Source organism: Aeromonas rivuli, assembly GCF_020149575.1.
GTDB classification, from domain to species: domain Bacteria; phylum Pseudomonadota; class Gammaproteobacteria; order Enterobacterales; family Aeromonadaceae; genus Aeromonas; species Aeromonas rivuli.
On record NZ_CP079742.1, the window covers coordinates 450,001 to 469,565 of the forward strand.

The window sequence follows — 19,565 nt, forward strand, 5'->3', positions numbered from 1 at the left end:
GAAGGTGTATCGAGAGGTATGCTGGAGATATCAGAAGTGCGAATGCTGACGTAAGTAACGATAAAGGGGGTGAAAAGCCTCCTCGCCGGAAGACCAAGGGTTCCTGTCCAACGTTAATCGGGGCAGGGTGAGTCGACCCCTAAGGTGAGGCCGAAAGGCGTAATCGATGGGAAGCAGGTTAATATTCCTGCACGACTTGTAATTGCGATGGGGGGACGGAGAAGGCTAGGTGGGCCAGGCGACGGTTGTCCTGGTGAAAGTGCGTAGGCGGTATCTCTAGGCAAATCCGGAGATGCAACGCTGAGACACGAGACGAAGCCACTACGGTGGTGAAGCCATTGATGCCATGCTTCCAGGAAAAGCCTCTAAGCTTCAGATTACAAGTCATCGTACCCCAAACCGACACAGGTGGTCGGGTAGAGAATACCAAGGCGCTTGAGAGAACTCGGGTGAAGGAACTAGGCAAAATAGAACCGTAACTTCGGGAGAAGGTTCGCTCTTGACAGTGAAGTCCCTTGCGGATGGAGCAGTTGGGAGTCGCAGTGACCAGATGGCTGGGACTGTTTATCAAAAACACAGCACTCTGCAAACACGAAAGTGGACGTATAGGGTGTGACACCTGCCCGGTGCCGGAAGGTTAATTGATGGGGTTAGCGCAAGCGAAGCTCTTGATCGAAGCCCCGGTAAACGGCGGCCGTAACTATAACGGTCCTAAGGTAGCGAAATTCCTTGTCGGGTAAGTTCCGACCTGCACGAATGGTGTAACCATGGCCATGCTGTCTCCACCCGAGACTCAGTGAAATCGAATTCGCCGTGAAGATGCGGTGTACCCGCGGCTAGACGGAAAGACCCCGTGAACCTTTACTACAGCTTGGCACTGAACATTGAACCTACATGTGTAGGATAGGTGGGAGGCTTTGAAGCGATGACGCTAGTTGTCGTGGAGCCGTCCTTGAAATACCACCCTTGTATGTTTGATGTTCTAACGCAGGGCCCTGAATCGGGCTCGCGGACAGTGCCTGGTGGGTAGTTTGACTGGGGCGGTCTCCTCCCAAAGAGTAACGGAGGAGCACGAAGGTTGGCTAATCCTGGTCGGACATCAGGAGGTTAGTGCAATGGCATAAGCCAGCTTAACTGCGAGACGGACAGGTCGAGCAGGTACGAAAGTAGGTCATAGTGATCCGGTGGTTCTGAATGGAAGGGCCATCGCTCAACGGATAAAAGGTACTCCGGGGATAACAGGCTGATACCGCCCAAGAGTTCATATCGACGGCGGTGTTTGGCACCTCGATGTCGGCTCATCACATCCTGGGGCTGAAGTCGGTCCCAAGGGTATGGCTGTTCGCCATTTAAAGTGGTACGCGAGCTGGGTTCAGAACGTCGTGAGACAGTTCGGTCCCTATCTGCCGTGGGCGTTGGATGATTGAAGGGAGTTGCTCCTAGTACGAGAGGACCGGAGTGAACGAACCTCTGGTGTTCGGGTTGTCACGCCAGTGGCACTGCCCGGTAGCTAAGTTCGGAATCGATAACCGCTGAAAGCATCTAAGCGGGAAGCGAGCCCTGAGATGAGTCATCCCTGACCCCTTGAGGGTCCTAAAGGGCCGTTGGAGACCACAACGTTGATAGGTGGGGTGTGTAAGCGCGGCGACGTGTTGAGCTAACCCATACTAATTACCCGTGAGGCTTAACCATACAACACCCAAGAAGTGTTCTGAGACTTGTAGCAAGTGCGAGACTACTTACAAATTCAGTGATAGTGACGAAGCAAACAGGCTAAGTCGTTATTCACATCAGCTTTCCGGATGAAGTTTTTTGCCTGGCGGCCATAGCGCCGTGGACCCACCTGATCCCATGCCGAACTCAGAAGTGAAACGCGGTAGCGCCGATGGTAGTGTGGCATTCGCCATGCGAGAGTAGGACACTGCCAGGCTCCTAATTACGGTCACAGCGATGTGATTGGCCACAAATGCAGAGGCATTTGACTGGTAGCAAGACCCTGAAAGCCCGCTCTCACGAGCGGGCTTTTTTCATGCTTGAAATTCCGGAAGGAATAGATCCTCCATGTTACCTTCTGCTTACTTCCTCTTTTCAAATCATATGTTTACTGGCCGGACATCTAGCGTTAGCACGCAATAGGCTTGTATCTGTCATATAACTCGGTAGAGTGAAGAGAAGTGATGTTCGCCTGCTTTTCTGCAGATGGTTTTTCGTATCAGGCGTAACCTGCCCCCCGCTTTTATCAACCTTGAGTCAGTGGTATCGATATGGAACAAGTAAATAAATCTACTTTTAGCGATGTATTGGAATACGTGCGTATGTCTCGTCGTCAGAACAAGCTCAAACGCGAGATCACCGATAACGAGAAAAAAATCCGTGATAACCAGAAGCGAGTACTGTTGCTCGATAACCTAAGTGACTACATCAAGCCGGGCATGAGCATAGATGAAGTTCAGGCCATCATCGCCAACATGCGCACCGACTATGAAGAGCGAGTCGATGACCATATCATCAAGAATGCTGAGCTCTCCAAGGAGCGTAAGGAGCTGAGCTCCAAGCTGAAAGCGATGAGCTCCCAGAAGTAATCCATCCAGGATAGAGATATTGAACACCGGCACATCGCCGGTGTTTTTGCATGAGTACAGCGGGTTAGAACGAGACAATCGACTCCCATTTTGGAGGTCGGCCTGTTACCATCGGCACGAAGCGGTGAATAGTTTTCAAGCCATTGACTTGAAAAGACTAAGCTTGAGTGAAACACAATAAATTGCGTAACCATGGTGGGCAAATATGGGCGCATTACAACGGACGGATCTGGATACAGTGGCACCTCAAGAGTTTCCCGTCCCGCCAGAGGGCGGTCCCAAAAAGCGCAAGCGTCGCTCCTGGTGGCGTTGGCTATTCTGTCTGTTTATCTTGCTCTGCCTGATAGCGGCAGGCCTGCTGATCGCTTACGAGATGAAGACCTCCAAGCTTCAATCACAAGAGATTTCCCGTTATGCGGCCAAGCTGACATATCAGGTCGAGCCAGGGCCGAGCAAACAGATTATCTTCCCGGATGACGGCCCCTTTGATAAACGGTTGGGCTATGTCTTGTTGCCCATGATGCAGGAGCGCTTGCTTCAGCGAGGCTATGAGGTGAGCGCGCAGGTACGCTTCTCCGATGCGCTCTACGACTATGCCAAACGTGGTTTCTTCGTACCATACACCGAGAAGGTACAGGCTGGTCTGACCCTGCATGACTGCCGGGCCGACTCTTTCTACGCGTTCCACTATCCCACTTATTACTACCCCGATTTTGCCGCGATCCCGCCTCTGGTCGTGCAGTCTTTGCTGTTCATCGAGAACCGCGATCTGCTGAGTAATGAGCAGCCTTTGGCGAATCCCGCTGTCGACTGGCCACGCTTTACCAAGGCGGCCGTCTCCCAGCTTGGCAAGGCGCTGGACATGGAAGGGCAGTCGGCGGGTGGCAGTACCCTGGCGACCCAGGTGGAGAAATACCGGCACTCACCCGATGGTTTGACCGTCTCGCCGACTGAGAAGATCCGTCAGATGATTTCAGCCAGCGTAAGGGCTTATCGATTGGGGCCTGAAACCCTGGAAGCGCGCAAACTGGTCGCCTGGGCCTACCTTAACTCTGTCCCCTTGTCGGCGGCTCCTGGTCATGGCGAGGTGCATGGACTGGGTGATGGTCTCTGGGTATGGTTTGGTGCCGATGTGGCCGAGGTGAATCGCCTGCTCGATCCTGCGCGCAATCAGGATGCCTCCCTGGACGATAAAGGGTTGGCACTGCGCCAGGTGGTCTCCTTGATGATCGCCCACCGTCGTCCCTCCTACTACCTCGCTCAGGGGCGTGATGCCCTGTCCGCGCTCACCGACAGCTATCTGCGTCTCTTTGTGCAAGAGGGCATGATTACCCCGGATCTGATGGCGGCTGGCCTTAAGGCCAAGATCAAATACCGGGATTTCTTGCAGTCACCCGCTATTACCAAGGTCAATAACAACAAGGGGTTGCAGGTTGCTCGCACTCGTTTGAGCCGCCAGCTAGGGGTGCAGTTGTACGATCTGGATCGCATGGATTTGACCGCCGAGACCAGCCTCAATATGCCGTTGCAAAAAGAGATCACTGGCTACCTGCATCAGTTGGCCGATCCCGTCTTTGCCGAGAAGGTCGGTTTATTTGGTGAGCGGTTACTCTCGCCGGAGAAGACGGGGGATGTGCGTTATAGCTTTACCCTGTTTGAGAAATCCCAGGATGGCTTCAAGGTTCGGGTACAGACCGACAACACGGATCAACCCTTCGACATCAACGAGGGCAGCAAGCTGGAGCTGGGATCTACCGCCAAGTTGCGGGTGCTGACGACTTATCTGCAGATCGTCGCCGAACTGCATGACAACTATGTGGATATGCCGGCTGAGAACCTGCGCAAGCTGGATCTCTCCCCCCAGGACAACATCAGCCGCTGGGCAGTCTCCTATCTGGCCTCGGCCAAGGACAAGAGCCTGTCCACCATGCTGGAGGTGGCACTGGATCGCAAATATTCGGCCAGCCCCTATGAAGGCTTCTTCACGGGCGGCGGCATGCACACCTTCAACAACTTCAACAAGTACGATAACAATCGCAATCCGTCGATCCGTGACGCGCTGCGCGAGTCCCTCAACCTGCCATTCGTGCGTCTGATGCGTGATCTGGTGCGCTATACCCTCTACAAGGAAGGTAACCGCAATCAGCTGCTCAAGGATGACAAGGATCCGCGCCGCACCGAGTATCTGACCCGGTTTGCCGATAAGGAGGGGCAGACCTATTTGCTGCGCTTCTGGCGTAAATACAATGGCAAGACCCCGACCGAACAGATCGATACCTTCCTCGATGGGCTCAAACCGAGTGCGAGTCGTTTGGCGGCTGTGCATCGCTATCTCTACCCCGATGCGGATTTACCGACCTTCACCGCCTTCCTGGATGCGCGTCTGCCCAAGGTGCTGCGTAATCAGTTGAGTGAAAAGCGTATCAGCCAGCTCTATGACTCCTATGGTCCAGGTAAGTATTCACTACCGGATCAGGGCTATATCGCGCGGGTACACCCTCTCGAACTCTGGCTGGTCTCCTATCTCAAGGCCTATGAGAAGGCGACGTTCGCCGATGCGGTGCTGGCGAGTCGGGACGAACGTCAGGAGGTCTATAGCTGGTTGTTCAAGACCCGCCATCGCAGTGCCCGCGATACCCGGGTTCGTACCATGCTGGAGGTGGAGGCCTTCCTCGACATTCATCAGCGCTGGGCCAAGGTGGGCTATCCGTTCGATCACCTGGTGCCCTCTCTGGCCACCGCCCTGGGCAGCTCGGGCGACCGGCCGGCGGCCCTGGCCGAGCTGATGGGTATCATTCAGAACGATGGTATCCGGGCACCGACCTTGCGCATCGACCACCTGTCGTTTGCCAAGGGCACGCCGTTCGAGACCGAATTTGAGCCACTCCATACCCAGGGTGAGCGGGTGCTACCCTCCGAGGTGGCGACAGCCCTGCGGGGTGCGCTCTCCAAAGTGGTGGAAGGCGGCACGGCGCGGCGCATCTCTGGCGCCTTTACCCTGGCCGACGGCACAGTGCTGACCATGGGTGGCAAGACGGGGACAGGGGACAACAGGCTTGAAACCGTGGGACGCTACGGTAACGTCACCAGCTCCCTGGCTCGTAACCGCACGGCTACCTTCGTGTTTTTCATCGGCGATGATCACTTCGGAACCCTGACCGCCTATGTACCTGGCAGTCAGTCAGACAAGTTCCGCTTCACGTCGGCGCTGCCAGTGCAGGTGCTCAAGGGCATGGCTCCCTTGCTCACTCCTTATCTGGTGCCTGGGACCCAGACCCAGTGTCTGGCACCGGTTGCGGGTTGAGAACAAGGGAATGCCAGATACGAAAACGGGGCCTGATGGCCCCGTTTTTATGGCGATATCCGCCCATCACTTCCCTTACAACTGGTCTTCTATCTCGCCACGCAGATATTGGTAGATCTCGCGAAACGCCGCGGGCGGCTTGTTATGCTCGCGCTCTTTCTTGGCGTTGCGGATCAACTGGCGCAGCTTCTGGCGGTCCAGTTCATGGAACTGGGACATCAGTTCATTGAGAGCCTCGTCCCCTTCGACGATCAAGCGCTCGCGCCACTGCTCCAGGCGGTGCAGGCGAGCATTGATGGTGGAGTGGCGATTCTTGAAGATCGACAGTGCTTCGGTGATGGGCGCTATGTCGCGACTGCGCATCAGTTTACCGATGAACTGCAGGTGACGGCGGTAGGACTCATCCTTCTTGGGCTTGAGTTTACGACCCAGTTCGATAGCTTCCGCCAGCTCTTCGTCCAGTGTGATACGTTCCAGCTCGCTGTGGCTGAGATCGACGAGATCATCACCCATCTGCTGCAGTATCTCGGCCTCACGCTTCAACTGGCTCTTGCTGGGGCCCCAGTCATCCAACTCTTGCTCATCGTTAAAGTGGCTCATTATTCTTCATATCCTGTCATTCGCGTTTGGTCGATATGTTACCAGTTTCTCCCGCTGGGCGCAGGGGTCTGATATGCTTAGCCCCCTTCCTTTCTTCACGCAGACTTGAGTTATGACGCAGCAAGACGAAATCCGCCAGGATCAGGCGCAACTGGAGGCCGTGGTGGCCGAGGCGCTTGAGATTGCCAAAGGGCTGGGCGCCTCCTTGGCGGAGGTCTCTATCAGCAAGCAGACCGGTTTGTCGGTCAATACCCGCGGCTGCGAGCTGGAAAGCATCGAATTCAACAAGGATGGGGCGCTGGGCATCGCCGTCTACCGCAACGGTTGCAAGGGATCCTCATCGACCACGGATCTGAGCCAGTCCGCGATTCGTGCCGCCGTCGAGGCGGCCATCGAGATTGCCCGCCACACTTCGGCCGATGATTGTGCCGGCCTGGCCGATCCCGAGCTGCTCGCCTGGGATGCCCCGGACTTGCAGCTCTGTCACCCCATAGAGCTGGATCCCCAGCGTGGCATCGCATTGGCTATCGAGTGCGAGCGGCTCTCCCTGAATCGAGACAGCCGGATCAAGCACTCCGATGGTGCCGGTTTCTCCAGCCACCTCGGTATCAAGGTCTATGGCAACAGTCACGGTTTTGTGAAGGGCTATGCGGCCTCGCGTAACTCCCTGAGTTGCATGCTGATCGGGGAGCAGGATGGCGACATGCAGCGCGATTATGGTTACTCCTCCAGCCGTGACCTTGCCGGGCTCTGGAGCCCGCAACGCATCGCCGACGAGGCCGTAGAGCGTACTCTAGCCCGTCTTGGTGCCCGCAAGATCACGACCCGCCATGCTCCTGTGCTCTTCCACCCCGATACCGCAGCCGGTCTGTGGGGCCATCTGGTGATGGCCATCAGCGGCGGCAATCTCTACCGCAAGTCGAGCTTCCTGCAAGGTCGTCTGGGCGAACAGATCCTGCCTGCCTGGCTCAGGATCCAGGAGTTCCCCCATCTGCTGGGGGGCTTGGCCAGTTCGCCCTTCGATGGTGAGGGGGTGCGTACCCAGGATCGCGACATCATCCGCGATGGCAGCCTGATGAGCTGGCTGCTCACCTCCTACTCGGCGCGCAAGCTGGGGCTGACCACCACGGGCCACGCCGGTGGCATTCACAACTGGCAGGTGTCACACACGGGTCAGGATTTCCAGGGCTTGCTCAAGGAGATGGGCACGGGTCTGCTGGTGACCGAGCTGATGGGGCAGGGGGTCAATATCGTCAATGGCGACTACTCCCGTGGCGCGGCTGGGTTCTGGGTCGAGAATGGCGAGATAGCCTACCCGGTCGAGGAGATCACCATCGCGGGCAACCTCAATGACATGTACCGCCAGATAGTGGCAGTCGGTACCGACGAGGATGAACGCTCCAGCCTCAAGACCGGCTCTGTGCTGATCGAGAACATGAAGCTGGCCGGCCACTGAGTCTTTGCCCTGCACGGCAAAATAAAACGGCCCCCTCGCCAGGCGAGGGGGCCGTTTTTGTTGGCCAGCATGCGGTTTAGCCGGCGATACGCTCGATGCGACCACCCAGGGCCTGCAGCTTGTGCTCTATGTCTTCATAGCCACGGTCGATGTGATAGATACGCTCGACTATGGTGGTGCCTTCGGCGACGAAGCCAGCCAGAACCAGGCTGGCGGAGGCGCGCAGATCGGTGGCCATGACCTGGGCACCCTTGAGCTGCTCGGTGTCACGGCAGATGGCGACGTTGCCCTGCAGTTCGATATCCGCGCCCATCCGCACCAGTTCCGGCACGTGCATGAAGCGGTTCTCGAAGATGGTCTCGGTGACCATGCCGGTGCCCTTGGCGACCGCGTTCAACACGGTGAACTGGGCCTGCATGTCGGTCGGGAAGGCCGGGTAGGGAGCGGTCTTGATGGTGACTGGCTTGAGGGTACGGCCCGTCATATCCAGGCTGATCCAGTCTGGGCCCTTCTCGATGAGTGCGCCCGCCTCTTCCAGCTTGACCAGCACAGCTTCCAGCAGGGAAGGGTCCGTCTTGCGGCAGACAACCTTGCCACCGGTGACGGCGGCACCGACCAGGAAGGTACCGGTTTCGATGCGATCCGGCTGGACGCTGTAGGCGCCACCGTGCAGCTTCTCGACCCCGTCGATAGTCAGGGTATCTGTGCCTGCACCCTGCACCTTGGCGCCGAGGGTGTTGAGGAAGTTGGCGAGATCGACCACTTCCGGCTCACGGGCGGCGTTCTCGATCACGGTGCGACCATCGGCCAGGGCAGCGGCCATCATCAGGTTCTCGGTGCCGGTGACGGAGATCATGTCCATCAGTATGTGGGCACCCTTGAGGCGACCATCGACACGGGCCTTGATGTAACCATCTTCGATGGTGATCTTGGCACCCATCAGCTCCAGGCCATGCACATGCAGGTTGACCGGACGGGCTCCAATGGCGCAACCGCCAGGCAGGGAGACGTCTGCGGCACCGAAGCGGGCGGCCAGGGGGCCGAGGGCCAGTATGGAGGCGCGCATGGTCTTGACCAGCTCATAGGGGGCGACGTGGTTGTTGACGGCACCGGTCAGTACGGTCACGTTACCGTTGACCCTGGTGCTGGCACCCAGCATCTCCAGCAGCTTGAGGGTGGTGCCGACATCTTTGAGGCGGGGCACATTGGAGAGCTGGATCTCTTCGTCACACAACAAGGTGGCGAACAGGATCGGCAGGGCGGCGTTTTTGGCGCCGGAGATGGTCACTTCGCCGTTGAGAGTACAACGACCATCGATCTTGAATTTGTCCATGTTACTTAAATACCAAATCAGGAGGGCAGGATAAATTTGCGTTCACGGGCCCACTCGGTAGGCGTAAAGGCCTTGATGGAGAGGGCATGAATGGCGTTGGTGGCGATCTTGTCCATCAGCGGGGCGTAGATGGCCTGCTGCTTCTTGACCCGGCTCATGCCGTCGAACATGTCGCCGACGGCGATCACCTGGTAGTGACTGCCATCCCCTTTGACGTGCACTTCGGACAGGGGCAATGCCTCTAGGAGTAGTGCTTCAATTTCAGAGACTTGCATTATGCGTCCTCGGTTTGTTGGGCAATGGGTTGGAAAAGAGCGACGACCCCGTACAGGGTCGCCAGAGTATAGATGTCGGCGGTGGCATTGATCAGCTGTGGTTGGGCGCCCCGGGCCAGTGCGGCCTTGGCCCACTTGACCAGCAGCGCCAGCCCGGCGGAGTCGAGTCGCTCGACCTGGCTGAGGTCCAGACTGTCTTGCTGCCACCACTGATCGCGGCTCTGCCACAGAGTGATGACCTGCTCGGATTGCAGGTCGGCACCGAATGTCATGACTTGAGTACCAGCGGCTTGGCGTTGTGGGCCTGCAGCTGGGCAATCACGGCGTCTATGCCGTTCTGGCGGATCAGGCCACCGAGCTCGCTCTGCTTGGCGGAGAGCAGGCTGATGCCTTCGGCCACCATGTCAAACGCCTTCCACTCACCGGTCTTGTTGTTCTTGCGCAGCTTGAATTCGAGGAAGAGATCGGGCTTGCCGCTCTCCTTGACGCTGACGCTGACCGCTGTGATGTTACCTGTCGCGGGCTTGCCCGGTTCGACCTTGACCACCTGCTTGTCAAAATGGGCAAGGGCATCGGCATAGGAGCTCACCATGTATTCGGTGAACACCTGCACGAAGGCATCACGCTGGGCCGGGGTGGTCTCTTTGATCTGGTTGCCGAGCACCTTGTAGGCAGCAAAGCGGGTGTCGATATAGGGCAGCAGCTCTTCGCGGATGATGACTCTCAGGTGATCCGGATCCTGCTTGATTTGTGCCTGATCGGCCTTCAAGCGGGCGAAAGTCTGCTTGGCTGCGGTATCGACCAGAGCATAGGGGTCGCTCGGATAGCTCTCGGCCTGGGCCACCAAGGAGAACAATATGCTGGTCATCAGCCCGATCAGCAGGGTCATTTTCTTCAACATGGTTACTCCTTCTTGGTGTCATCTTTGCTGTCGGAAGATTGGCTATACAAGAACTTGCCAATCAGATCCTCGAGCACTATGGCGGACTTGGTGTCTTCTATGATGTCGCCATTCTTGAGCATGCCTGTCCCCATCTCCTCGTCGGAGAAACCGGGTGCCAGGCCGATATATTGCTCGCCGAGCAGGCCAGAGGTCAGGATGGAGAGGCTGCTGGTTTCGGAGAACTCACCGGCACTCTTTTGCATCTCCAGGGTGACAACGGGCACCTGAGTTTTGCTGTCCAGGCTGATGTCACTGACTCGACCGACTACCACGCCGCCCACCTTGATCGGCGAGCGCACTTTCAGGCCGCCGATATTATCGAAATGGGCGCGCAGGGTATAGGTTTCTCCCTCAGGTTTAAAGCTCAAACCGGCGACTTGCAGTGCCAACGCCAGAATGGCCGCGATGCCGGCCAGCATGAAGGCGCCAACCAGGAATTCTACTTTGCTGAACTTCATCTTTACCTTATCCAAACATGATTGCGGTGAGTATAAAATCCAGGCCGAGCACGGCCAGGGAGGAGTTGACCACGGTGCGGGTCGTGGCCTGGCTTATCCCAGCCGAGGTGGGCTTGGCATCATAACCGTTAAAGAGCGCAATCCAGGTGACAACCAGGGCGAAGATCACGCTCTTGATGGCGCCCTGCATGATGTCGTCCTGCCAGTCTACCGCGGCCTGCATGGCGGACCAGAAGCCGCCTTCATCGACGCCGAGCCAGTCTACCCCGACCAATTTGCCACCCATGATGCCAATCAGGCTGAACATGAAGGCCAGCAGCGGCATGCTGATGACGCCAGCCCAGAAACGGGGGGCCACCACGCGGCGCAGGGGATCGACCGCCATCATCTCGAGGCTGGAGAGCTGCTCGGTCGCCTTCATCAAACCTATCTCGGCGGTGAGTGCTGAACCGGCCCGGCCTGCGAACAGCAGCGCCGTGACCACAGGACCCAGCTCACGGAGCAGGGAGAGGGAGACCAGCGGCCCCAGGCTGCCTTCCGCACCGAAGTCTTTCAGTACGTTGTAACCCTGCAGCGAGAGCACCATGCCGATGAAGAGGCCGGAGACCAGGATGATGGCGACCGACTGCACCCCCACCACATAGAGCTGCTGGATGAGCAGCGGGAAGTGCTTGCGCGGTTGCGGGCGACCGGCCAGGGCGTGAAACAGCATTATGGTCGCCCGTCCCATGGCGGTCAGAGACTGGATCCCGGATCGCCCCAACTGGGTTATTTGACTTATCAACATCATAGATCCTGTAGCAGTTCGCCAGCCGGGAAATGAAATGGAACCGGACCATCGGGCAGCCCTTGCAGAAACTGTTCGACCTCGGGATTGCGATCCTCCCGCAACTGCTGGGGCGTGCCCTGGGCCACGACCTTGCGATTGGCGATGATATAGGCGTAATCGGCGATGCCCATCACCTCGGTGACATCATGGGTGACGATGACGGAGGTAATGCCAAGGGCATCGTTGAGCTCGCGAATAAGTTTTACCAGCACCCCCATGGTGATGGGATCCTGGCCGACGAAGGGCTCATCGAACATGATGAGGTCCGGATCCAGGGCGATGGCCCTTGCCAGGGCAGCGCGTCTGGCCATGCCCCCCGAGAGCTGGGAGGGCATCAGGGATGCCGCGCCGCGCAGACCGACGGCTTCCAGCTTCATCATGACGATGGTGTGGATCAGCGCCTCGGGCAAGCCGGAGTGCTCACGCAGGGGGAAGGCCACATTGTCGAACACCGTCATGCCGGTGAAGAGGGCACCACTCTGGAACAGCATGCTCATCCGCTTGCGCAGGGTATAGAGTCGGCCGCGCGACAGGCTGGGCACGTCCTCACCGTCAAACAGTATGGTGCCGGCATCGGGTTTGAGTTGACCGCCGATCAGCCGCAGCAGCGTGGTCTTGCCGATCCCGCTTGGCCCCATCACGGCGGTCACCTTGCCACGGGGGATGGTGAGGCTGATGTTGTCGTAGAGCAGGCGATCGCCGTGACTGAAGCTGAGATCGGAGATGGTGATCAGATCGTTGTTCAAACAATTGTCCATCGGGTGCAAATGAAGAGCGAATTTTATGGGCTAGTCTAGGTCTAAGCAACAACAAGGCACAACTATTGAGCAGGCCAGTCCCCTCTGTCGGCGACAGTTTCCGGCCTTTCGCCCCCCATCATGCTCGCCAGAAACCATCAGATTCGCTTATCTGGACAGACTTTTTTATAATCCCGCAGCTAATTTCGGCCCGGAGCTCTCCCCATATGTCTATCAAGCCTGAAAACCTGTCTGAAATGTTCGATTTTCGTCGCAGTGCCAAAGCGGTGCTGGACATAGAGAAACAAGCCATCGAGGGCTTGCATCAGTATCTGGACGAGACCTTTGTTCGTGCCTGCCAGCTGATGCTGGGCTGCGGGGGCAAGATAGTCATCACTGGCATGGGCAAGTCCGGCCACATCGGCAACAAGATTGCCGCTACCCTGGCCAGTACGGGTACCCCGGCCTTTTTCCTGCATCCTGGCGAAGCCAGTCATGGGGACCTTGGCATGATCTCGGCAGGGGATCTCATCATCGCCATCTCCAACTCCGGGGAGAGCGACGAGATCCTGGCCCTGCTGCCGGTACTCAAGCGCCGAGGCATACCGCTCATCTGCATGACCGGCAATCCAGCCTCGACCATGGCCAAAGAGGCGAATGTGCATCTCTGTGTCAGGGTCGAGCAAGAGGCCTGCCCCCTGGGACTGGCCCCTACCTCCAGCACCACGGCCACCTTAGTCATGGGAGATGCTCTGGCGGTGGCTCTGCTGGAAGCCCGTGGCTTCACCGCCGATGACTTCGCGCTCTCCCATCCGGGGGGATCCTTGGGCAAGCGCCTGCTGCTGCGGGTTGGCGATCTGATGCATGCCGGAGATCTGTTGCCCCGGGTGGGGATAGATGCCACCATCAGTCAGGCTCTGCTGGAAGTCAGCAGCAAGGGGCTCGGCATGACGGCCGTGGTCGATGGCGACGGCCTGTTGGCCGGCCTGTTTACCGATGGTGACCTGCGCCGCATTCTGGATCTGCGGGTCGATATTCACAGCACGCCTATCGCGCAGGTGATGACGGCCAACTGTGTTACCGTAAGACCGGAGATGATGGCCGCCGAGGCGGTAAAGCTGATGGAAACGAAAAAAATCAATGGCTTGCTGGTAGTTGATGCGGACAAACGACCGCTCGGTGCCTTCAACATGCACGATCTGCTCAAGGCGGGAGTGATTTGATGCAACAGATTGCAACGCCCTATGGCCCAGTGACGGCAGCCCAGTATGAGAAGGCTGCCCGTATACGCCTGCTGGTGTGCGACGTGGACGGCGTGCTCTCCAATGGCCTCATCTATATGGGCAACGATGGCGAAGAGCTCAAGACCTTCTGCACCCGGGACGGGGCAGGCATGAAGGCCTTGATGAAGGCGGGGATTGAGATTGCCATCATCACCGGCCGCAACTCGCGCATCGTCAGCAACCGGATGGCGAGTCTGGGGGTCAAGCATCTGGTACAGGGGGCGGACACCAAGCTGCCTCACTTTGAGGCGCTATTGGCCAAACTGGGCCTGGAGGCCACTCAGGCCGCTTATATGGGGGATGACACCATAGATCTGCCGGTGATGCAGGCCTGTGGGCTGGGGGTCGCAGTTGCCGATGCTCATCCACTGGTTGCGGCCCGGGCCGATCTGGTCACCCGTTTGGGTGGCGGCATGGGGGCGGTACGCGAGTTGTGCGATCTCATCTTGCAGGCTCAGGGCCATGCCGATGAGCTGGCCGAGGTGTCGGCATGATCAATCGCCAGACCTTGCTGTTTGCAGTGCTCTTCCTGGCTGCCTTGGCCATCTGGCAATTGGGAGACGTGACCCTGGCGCCGCCAGCCGCGACCAAGACAGAACATTATCAGCCGGACTTCATCGCCAAGGATCTGGTGACCACCCGCTTCGACGAGACAGGCAAGCGCAGCGAGCGGCTGGAGTCTGTCTATGCCGAGTATTTTCAGCTGCTCGAGCAGGCTACCTTCGACAAGCCCATCGTCTATCTGTTTGATGACAAGGGTCAGGAAGAGTGGAAGGTGACCGCCGAGACGGGAGTGCTCAACACGGACGACAACGTGATACTGCGCGACAAGGTCCATCTCGATGGCCTCTTGCCCACCTCCTTCATCTCCACCCTGGACACACCCTATCTGGAGCTGGACTTGGTGACCCAGGATGTGAGAAGCAATCGGCAGGTCAACATAGTCGCCAAAGAGTTCCAGACCGAGGGCGTGGGCCTGAAGGGTCATCTGGATCGCAAATATTTCGAATTACTGGATCAAGGTCATGCCATCTATTTCAATGAAAAACGTTAATCTGGCCGTCCTGGCACTGCTGCTGTGCGGTGGCGTCAACGCCAAAGAGTCCGACTTCGCCGAGAAGGTGTATGTGGACGCCGTCAAGCAGATCGCCGAGATGCAGGATAATCGCGTCACCTTCAGTGACGATGTGATCATCACCCAGGGCACCATCAAGATTAAGGCCGACAAGGTCGTGGTGATCCGCTCCGGCGAGAAGGGTGCCGAGGTGATGACCGCCTATGGCAAGCCCGCCACTTTCTTCCAGATCCTCGATAACGGCAAGCCGGTCAATGCGCACGGTGACAGCATCCGCTATGAGCTGAAGAACCGCCTGGTGACCATTACCGGCAACGGTGAACTCAAGCAGGAGGACAGCCAGGTCAACGGCGACCTCATTCGCTATGACATCGTCAAGCAGAAGATGATCGCCGAGAGCAAGGGGGAGACCAATCGCGTCAAGACGGTCTTCCTGCCTGATCAGGTTGAGAACTTCGACAAGCCCGCCGACAAGAAGCAGGACAAATAAACCATGGCCGTGTTGAAAGCAGCAGGGCTGCAGAAGAGCTACAAGAAGCGCATGGTGGTCAGTGATGTCAGCCTGGAAGTGGGCACTGGCCAGATCGTGGGTCTGCTCGGCCCGAACGGTGCGGGCAAGACCACCTCTTTTTACATGATTGTTGGCCTGGTGCAGCGCGATGCGGGCCTTATCACCATCGATGAGCAGGACATCAGCCTGCAGCCCATGCATATCCGTGCCCGCAATGGCATCGGTTACTTGCCGCAAGAAGCGTCCATTTTTCGTCGCCTCTCCGTCTATGACAACCTCATGGGGGTCATGCAGACCCGCAAGGGGCTGAGTCGGGAGGAGCGTGAAGACAAGGTTGAACAGCTGCTGGAAGAGTTCAGCATCACCCACATTCGCGACAACCTGGGCCAGAGCCTGTCCGGTGGCGAGCGACGCCGAGTCGAGATAGCCCGTGCCCTGGCCGCCGAACCGCGCTTCATCCTGCTGGATGAGCCCTTTGCCGGGGTAGATCCCATCTCCGTCATCGACATCAAGAAGATCATCCAGCACCTCAAGGAGCGGGGCCTGGGTGTGCTTATCACCGACCACAACGTGCGGGAGACGCTGGACGTGTGCGAGAAGGCCTATATCGTCAGCCATGGCCAGATGATAGCGGAAGGCACTCCCGCCGAGATCCTGGCCGATGAACAGGTCAAGCGTGTCTATTTGGGCGATCAATTCAGTCTATAGTAAGGGGAAATCACCCTTTGCTGCCTGATGACCGCCTCGCTGAATATAAGGATATCCCGACGTAGATGAAGCCGACACTCCAGTTGCGCCTCGGTCAGCAATTGACCATGACGCCACAGTTACAACAAGCGATTCGTCTGCTCCAGCTCTCCTCATTGGAACTTCAGCAGGAGATCCAGCAAGCCCTCGATAACAACCCCCTGCTCGAGCAAGAAGAGGCCGAGCTGCAGGAGACCCATGCCGAGGTCAAGCAAGACGAGAGTCAGCTCGACAGCAGCGAGGCCATGGCGCAGGAACAGATGCCTGACGAGTTGCCGGTCGACAGCAGCTGGGATGATGTCTACTCCGCCGGTACTGGCCAGAGTGCAGGGCCCGTCTTTGAGGGGGAAGAGAGCGTCTATCAGGGGGAAACCACCGAGAACCTGCAGGACTACCTGCTGTGGCAGATGCGACTCACCCCCTTCAGCGATGTCGATGCCGCCATCGCCCTGGCCATCATCGATGGCATTGATGAGTCCGGTTACCTGACCAGTCCTCTGGAGGATATCCGGCAGGCGGTGAGCAGCGAAGAGGTTGAGGTAGAGCTCGACGAGGTGGAAGCCGTGCTCAAGCGGGTGCAGCATTTCGATCCCGTGGGCATCGCCGCCCGTTCGGTGCAAGAGTGCCTGCTGATCCAGTTAGGTCAGTTCAGCCCCGATCTGCCCTGGCTGGCCGAGGCGCGGGAGGTGATTGGCGAGCACATGGATTTGCTGGGCAATCGTGATTATCGCACCCTGGCGCGCAAGACCCGCCTCAAGGAGGGGGATCTCAAGGAGGTCATCGACCTTATCCAGCAGCTCGAGCCGAGGCCCGGCAACAGGGTGGTGCAGAGTGACTCCCAGTATGTGATCCCGGATGTGTCCGTCATCAAGCGTCAGAATCGCTGGGTGGTGGAGCTCAATCCGGATTCGGCACCGCGCATTCGGGTCAACGAGACCTATGCGGCCATGGCCCGCCAGGCGCGTACCAGCCAGGATACCCAGTTCATTCGCTCCCATCTGCAAGATGCAAAATGGTTCATCAAGAGCCTGGAGAGCCGCAATGAGACGCTGCTGAAAGTTGCCACTTGCATCGTGGAGCAGCAGCAGGGGTTCTTTGAATATGGCGAAGAGGCCATGAAACCCATGGTGCTCAACGACATCGCCGAGGCGGTGGAGATGCATGAATCGACTATTTCCCGGGTGACTACCCAGAAGTACATGCATACCCCGCGCGGCATCTTCGAACTGAAGTATTTTTTCTCCAGCCACGTCAATACCGAAGGAGGAGGTGAATGTTCATCGACTGCAATTCGCGCCCTGATCAAGAAGCTGGTGACGGCGGAGAACCCGGCGAAACCGTTAAGTGATAGCAAGATCGCGGATTTGTTGGCCGAACAGGGTATTATGGTGGCACGACGCACGATCGCCAAATACCGTGAATCCTTGTTGATACCACCGTCCAATCAGCGCAAACGCCTGGTTTAGGCAAAACAAAAGGAAGACGTTATGCAAATTAACTTGACCGGACACCACGTAGAGATCACCGAAGCACTACGTGATTATGTGAATAACAAGTTTGCCAGACTCGAGCGTCACTTTGACCAGATCAACAATGTTCACGTGGTGTTGAGCGTAGAAAAACTGAACCAGATTGCCGAAGCCAAGCTACACGTCAGCGGGGGCGAAGTGTTCGCCAACTCACAACATGCAGATATGTATGCTGCGATAGATAGCCTGCTCGACAAACTTGATCGACAGATCATCAAGCACAAAGACAAGCTAAATCAAAAATAACTATGCAACTTGAACACATACTGAGTCGGGACTGCACCAAGAGTGCGGTCCCTTGTACCAGCAAGAAACGCGCCCTGGAAATCATCAGCGAACTGGCCGCCGAGCGGCTGGGAACCTCACGCCAGGCCCTGTTTGAATGTCTGCTTGCCCGTGAAAAAATGGGTAGCACCGGCATAGGTGCCGGGATCGCCATTCCCCACGGTCGTATCGGCGACGAGTTCCCGCCAACGGCCGTCCTGATGACCTTCGCAGAACCCATCCCCTTTGACTCCATCGACAATCAGCCCGTCGATCTGCTGTTTGCGTTGCTGGTGCCGGAGAGCGAGTGCAAGCAGCACCTCAAGACCCTCTCCCTGATGGCATCCAAGCTCGGTGACAAGGCGGTGTGCCGCCAGTTGCGCCAGGCCAGCAGCGATGATGATCTCTACCAGATCATGATCTCCGCCTGATGGGCATCACTCAGCTCTAATCAATCCTTGTTGTGGGAGGGCGCAAGATGCAGCTCATCGTAGTCAGTGGCCGATCCGGGTCGGGCAAGACAGTCGCCCTGCGGGTGCTGGAAGATCTCGGTTATTACTGTGTCGACAACTTGCCGGTCAATTTATTGCCCCAGCTGATCGTGTCGGTACAGAGTCAGTACGACAAGCTGGCGGTCAGCATAGACGTGCGCAATCTGCCCAGCGATCCGGAGCGGCTAGAGACGCTGCTTGCTCAGGTGCGCAACGATGGCCGGGTGCAGTACAGCAGCTTCTTCTTCGATGCCGAGAACAGTACTCTGCTCAAGCGCTATGGCGAGAGCCGCCGCCTGCACCCGCTGTCTCGCAAGCGCCTCTCATTGGACGAGGCGATCCGTGAAGAGACCCATCTGCTGGCGCCTATCTCGGCCAGCGCCGACCTGCGCATCGACACCACAAGCCTCAGCATCCATGACCTGAGCGAGCTCATCAAGACCCGGGTGCTCGGCAAGAAAGAGAACGAGCTGGTGCTGGTGTTCGAGTCGTTCGGCTTCAAATATGGCATTCCCAAGGATGCCGACTTCGTGTTCGATGCCCGCTTCCTGCCCAATCCGCACTGGATCCCCGAACTCAAGCCCTTTACCGGCAAGGACGAGCCCGTGGCTCGCTACCTGGCCAGTCAGCCGGACGTGATGCAGTTCACCCTGCAGATAGAGAACATGCTGGCGACCTGGTTGCCAGCCCTGGAGCGCAACAACCGCAGCTACCTCACGGTCGGCATTGGCTGTACCGGTGGCCAGCACAGGTCGGTGTTTATCGCCGAACAGCTGGCTCGCACCTTTGAGGGGCTCGGCAAGAACGTGCAGATCCGCCATCGCACCCTGGACAAACGCGATCCGCAACATTGATGGCCCAACGGGAGGTCAGATGACAGTTTCCGCCTCGGTAGAAGTGAAGAACAAGCTGGGCATGCATGCGCGCCCGGCCATGATGCTGTTCGAGCTGGTACAGGGGTTCGATGCCCATGTGCTGCTGCGTAACGAAGAGGGGGTCGAGGCCGATGCCGATAGCGTCATCGGCATGCTGATGCTGGATTCGGCCCAGGGCAAGCAGGTGGAAGTGCAGGCCGAAGGGCCCCAGGAAGAGGCGGCCCTGGCCGCAGTGGTGGCGCTGTTCACCTCGGGTTTCAACGAGGAGTAGGG

At 57.9% G+C, this 19,565-nt stretch carries 21 protein-coding genes and 2 rRNA genes (1 of these 23 running past the window's edge); 15 read left to right on the top strand and 8 right to left on the bottom strand.

Going from position 1 to position 19,565, the window contains the following annotated elements:
• The 4 genes from KYK33_RS02015 to KYK33_RS02030 form a co-directional block, all read left to right on the top strand.
• A 23S ribosomal RNA gene (locus tag KYK33_RS02015) occupies positions 1 to 1,692 on the top strand; it begins 1,198 nt to the left of the window's first position.
• Positions 1,693 to 1,815: 123 nt separating this feature from the next.
• Positions 1,816 to 1,930 (top strand): 5S ribosomal RNA (rrf, locus tag KYK33_RS02020).
• Between the two features lie 334 nt (positions 1,931 to 2,264).
• Positions 2,265 to 2,582, top strand: coding sequence for a PTS system regulator TmaR (gene tmaR / locus KYK33_RS02025; protein WP_042041924.1), 318 nt, complete (start codon positions 2,265 to 2,267; stop codon positions 2,580 to 2,582).
• A gap of 205 nt (positions 2,583 to 2,787) precedes the next feature.
• Positions 2,788 to 5,886: a transglycosylase domain-containing protein gene (locus tag KYK33_RS02030; RefSeq protein ID WP_042041923.1), complete on the top strand. Its 3,099-nt coding sequence runs from the start codon at positions 2,788 to 2,790 to the stop codon at positions 5,884 to 5,886.
• A gap of 75 nt (positions 5,887 to 5,961) precedes the next feature.
• Here the strand turns inward: KYK33_RS02030 and yjgA are convergent, their stop codons facing one another.
• Positions 5,962 to 6,486, bottom strand: a complete 525-nt coding sequence (gene yjgA, locus KYK33_RS02035; protein WP_042041922.1) for a ribosome biogenesis factor YjgA — start codon at positions 6,484 to 6,486, stop codon at positions 5,962 to 5,964.
• 112 nt (positions 6,487 to 6,598) lie between these two features.
• Here yjgA and pmbA point away from each other — a divergent pair, with 112 nt between their 5' ends.
• The gene (gene pmbA / locus KYK33_RS02040) at positions 6,599 to 7,942 is read left to right on the top strand and encodes a metalloprotease PmbA (RefSeq protein WP_224431885.1); all 1,344 of its coding nucleotides are present in this window, start codon (positions 6,599 to 6,601) and stop codon (positions 7,940 to 7,942) included.
• A 76-nt stretch (positions 7,943 to 8,018) separates the two neighbouring features.
• Here the strand turns inward: pmbA and murA are convergent, their stop codons facing one another.
• The 7 genes from murA to mlaF are packed head-to-tail and all read right to left on the bottom strand — an operon-like array spanning position 8,019 to position 12,538.
• A complete protein-coding gene (murA, locus tag KYK33_RS02045; protein WP_224431886.1) occupies positions 8,019 to 9,275 on the bottom strand; it encodes a UDP-N-acetylglucosamine 1-carboxyvinyltransferase in 1,257 nt (418 codons plus the stop codon).
• 17 nt (positions 9,276 to 9,292) lie between these two features.
• Complete coding sequence (gene ibaG, locus KYK33_RS02050) at positions 9,293 to 9,550, bottom strand: BolA family iron metabolism protein IbaG (protein ID WP_005891007.1); 258 nt, start codon at positions 9,548 to 9,550, stop codon at positions 9,293 to 9,295.
• The gene (locus KYK33_RS02055) at positions 9,550 to 9,822 is read right to left on the bottom strand and encodes an STAS domain-containing protein (RefSeq protein ID WP_042041917.1); all 273 of its coding nucleotides are present in this window, start codon (positions 9,820 to 9,822) and stop codon (positions 9,550 to 9,552) included. Before KYK33_RS02055 ends, ibaG begins: the two co-directional genes overlap by 1 nt.
• Positions 9,819 to 10,451, bottom strand: a complete 633-nt coding sequence (mlaC, locus tag KYK33_RS02060) for a phospholipid-binding protein MlaC (protein ID WP_042041916.1) — start codon at positions 10,449 to 10,451, stop codon at positions 9,819 to 9,821. The genes KYK33_RS02055 and mlaC overlap by 4 nt, the downstream gene beginning before the upstream one ends.
• Positions 10,452 to 10,453: 2 nt before the next feature.
• Positions 10,454 to 10,951: an outer membrane lipid asymmetry maintenance protein MlaD gene (gene mlaD, locus KYK33_RS02065; protein WP_224431887.1), complete on the bottom strand. Its 498-nt coding sequence runs from the start codon at positions 10,949 to 10,951 to the stop codon at positions 10,454 to 10,456.
• A gap of 7 nt (positions 10,952 to 10,958) precedes the next feature.
• Positions 10,959 to 11,738 carry a lipid asymmetry maintenance ABC transporter permease subunit MlaE gene (gene mlaE / locus KYK33_RS02070; RefSeq protein ID WP_224431888.1) on the bottom strand — a complete coding sequence of 260 codons (780 nt, stop codon included), beginning with the start codon at positions 11,736 to 11,738 and terminating at the stop codon, positions 10,959 to 10,961.
• A complete protein-coding gene (gene mlaF / locus KYK33_RS02075) occupies positions 11,738 to 12,538 on the bottom strand; it encodes a phospholipid ABC transporter ATP-binding protein MlaF (protein ID WP_042041913.1) in 801 nt (266 codons plus the stop codon). The genes mlaE and mlaF overlap by 1 nt, the downstream gene beginning before the upstream one ends.
• 206 nt (positions 12,539 to 12,744) lie before the next feature.
• Here mlaF and KYK33_RS02080 point away from each other — a divergent pair, with 206 nt between their 5' ends.
• From KYK33_RS02080 to npr, 10 genes are all read left to right on the top strand, one after another.
• A complete protein-coding gene (locus KYK33_RS02080; RefSeq protein ID WP_042041912.1) occupies positions 12,745 to 13,740 on the top strand; it encodes a KpsF/GutQ family sugar-phosphate isomerase in 996 nt (331 codons plus the stop codon).
• Positions 13,740 to 14,294, top strand: coding sequence for a 3-deoxy-manno-octulosonate-8-phosphatase KdsC (gene kdsC / locus KYK33_RS02085; RefSeq protein WP_224431889.1), 555 nt, complete (start codon positions 13,740 to 13,742; stop codon positions 14,292 to 14,294). The genes KYK33_RS02080 and kdsC overlap by 1 nt, the downstream gene beginning before the upstream one ends.
• Entirely contained in the window at positions 14,294 to 14,854 is a 561-nt protein-coding gene (gene lptC, locus KYK33_RS02090; protein ID WP_042041962.1) for an LPS export ABC transporter periplasmic protein LptC, read from the top strand. The genes kdsC and lptC overlap by 1 nt, the downstream gene beginning before the upstream one ends.
• Positions 14,841 to 15,365, top strand: a complete 525-nt coding sequence (lptA, locus tag KYK33_RS02095; RefSeq protein ID WP_042041910.1) for a lipopolysaccharide transport periplasmic protein LptA — start codon at positions 14,841 to 14,843, stop codon at positions 15,363 to 15,365. Before lptC ends, lptA begins: the two co-directional genes overlap by 14 nt.
• Before the next feature lie 3 nt (positions 15,366 to 15,368).
• Positions 15,369 to 16,094 carry an LPS export ABC transporter ATP-binding protein gene (gene lptB / locus KYK33_RS02100; RefSeq protein ID WP_042041909.1) on the top strand — a complete coding sequence of 242 codons (726 nt, stop codon included), beginning with the start codon at positions 15,369 to 15,371 and terminating at the stop codon, positions 16,092 to 16,094.
• 65 nt (positions 16,095 to 16,159) lie between these two features.
• Positions 16,160 to 17,599, top strand: coding sequence for an RNA polymerase factor sigma-54 (locus KYK33_RS02105; protein ID WP_224431890.1), 1,440 nt, complete (start codon positions 16,160 to 16,162; stop codon positions 17,597 to 17,599).
• A 21-nt stretch (positions 17,600 to 17,620) separates the two neighbouring features.
• On the top strand, positions 17,621 to 17,908 hold the full coding sequence (gene hpf / locus KYK33_RS02110; RefSeq protein ID WP_042041907.1) for a ribosome hibernation promoting factor: 288 nt from the start codon (positions 17,621 to 17,623) through the stop codon (positions 17,906 to 17,908).
• A 2-nt stretch (positions 17,909 to 17,910) separates the two neighbouring features.
• Entirely contained in the window at positions 17,911 to 18,357 is a 447-nt protein-coding gene (gene ptsN, locus KYK33_RS02115) for a PTS IIA-like nitrogen regulatory protein PtsN (protein ID WP_042041906.1), read from the top strand.
• A gap of 47 nt (positions 18,358 to 18,404) precedes the next feature.
• A complete protein-coding gene (rapZ, locus tag KYK33_RS02120) occupies positions 18,405 to 19,271 on the top strand; it encodes an RNase adapter RapZ (protein ID WP_224431891.1) in 867 nt (288 codons plus the stop codon).
• 19 nt (positions 19,272 to 19,290) lie between these two features.
• On the top strand, positions 19,291 to 19,563 hold the full coding sequence (gene npr / locus KYK33_RS02125; RefSeq protein WP_005891045.1) for a PTS phosphocarrier protein NPr: 273 nt from the start codon (positions 19,291 to 19,293) through the stop codon (positions 19,561 to 19,563).
• Positions 19,564 to 19,565: the final 2 nt, after the last annotated feature.

Bases quoted from the DNA above. Each gene is read 5' to 3' on its own strand.
- tmaR (WP_042041924.1), top strand. From the start codon at position 2,265: ATGGAACAAGTAAATAAATCTACTTTTAGCGATGTATTGGAATACGTG.
- KYK33_RS02030 (WP_042041923.1), top strand. From the start codon at position 2,788: ATGGGCGCATTACAACGGACGGATCTGGATACAGTGGCACCTCAAGAG.
- yjgA (WP_042041922.1), bottom strand. From the start codon at position 6,486: ATGAGCCACTTTAACGATGAGCAAGAGTTGGATGACTGGGGCCCCAGC.
- pmbA (WP_224431885.1), top strand. From the start codon at position 6,599: ATGACGCAGCAAGACGAAATCCGCCAGGATCAGGCGCAACTGGAGGCC.
- murA (WP_224431886.1), bottom strand. From the start codon at position 9,275: ATGGACAAATTCAAGATCGATGGTCGTTGTACTCTCAACGGCGAAGTG.
- ibaG (WP_005891007.1), bottom strand. From the start codon at position 9,550: ATGCAAGTCTCTGAAATTGAAGCACTACTCCTAGAGGCATTGCCCCTG.
- KYK33_RS02055 (WP_042041917.1), bottom strand. From the start codon at position 9,822: ATGACATTCGGTGCCGACCTGCAATCCGAGCAGGTCATCACTCTGTGG.
- mlaC (WP_042041916.1), bottom strand. From the start codon at position 10,451: ATGTTGAAGAAAATGACCCTGCTGATCGGGCTGATGACCAGCATATTG.
- mlaD (WP_224431887.1), bottom strand. From the start codon at position 10,951: ATGAAGTTCAGCAAAGTAGAATTCCTGGTTGGCGCCTTCATGCTGGCC.
- mlaE (WP_224431888.1), bottom strand. From the start codon at position 11,738: ATGTTGATAAGTCAAATAACCCAGTTGGGGCGATCCGGGATCCAGTCT.
- mlaF (WP_042041913.1), bottom strand. From the start codon at position 12,538: ATGGACAATTGTTTGAACAACGATCTGATCACCATCTCCGATCTCAGC.
- KYK33_RS02080 (WP_042041912.1), top strand. From the start codon at position 12,745: ATGTCTATCAAGCCTGAAAACCTGTCTGAAATGTTCGATTTTCGTCGC.
- kdsC (WP_224431889.1), top strand. From the start codon at position 13,740: ATGCAACAGATTGCAACGCCCTATGGCCCAGTGACGGCAGCCCAGTAT.
- lptA (WP_042041910.1), top strand. From the start codon at position 14,841: ATGAAAAACGTTAATCTGGCCGTCCTGGCACTGCTGCTGTGCGGTGGC.
- lptB (WP_042041909.1), top strand. From the start codon at position 15,369: ATGGCCGTGTTGAAAGCAGCAGGGCTGCAGAAGAGCTACAAGAAGCGC.
- KYK33_RS02105 (WP_224431890.1), top strand. From the start codon at position 16,160: ATGAAGCCGACACTCCAGTTGCGCCTCGGTCAGCAATTGACCATGACG.
- hpf (WP_042041907.1), top strand. From the start codon at position 17,621: ATGCAAATTAACTTGACCGGACACCACGTAGAGATCACCGAAGCACTA.
- ptsN (WP_042041906.1), top strand. From the start codon at position 17,911: ATGCAACTTGAACACATACTGAGTCGGGACTGCACCAAGAGTGCGGTC.
- rapZ (WP_224431891.1), top strand. From the start codon at position 18,405: ATGCAGCTCATCGTAGTCAGTGGCCGATCCGGGTCGGGCAAGACAGTC.
- npr (WP_005891045.1), top strand. From the start codon at position 19,291: ATGACAGTTTCCGCCTCGGTAGAAGTGAAGAACAAGCTGGGCATGCAT.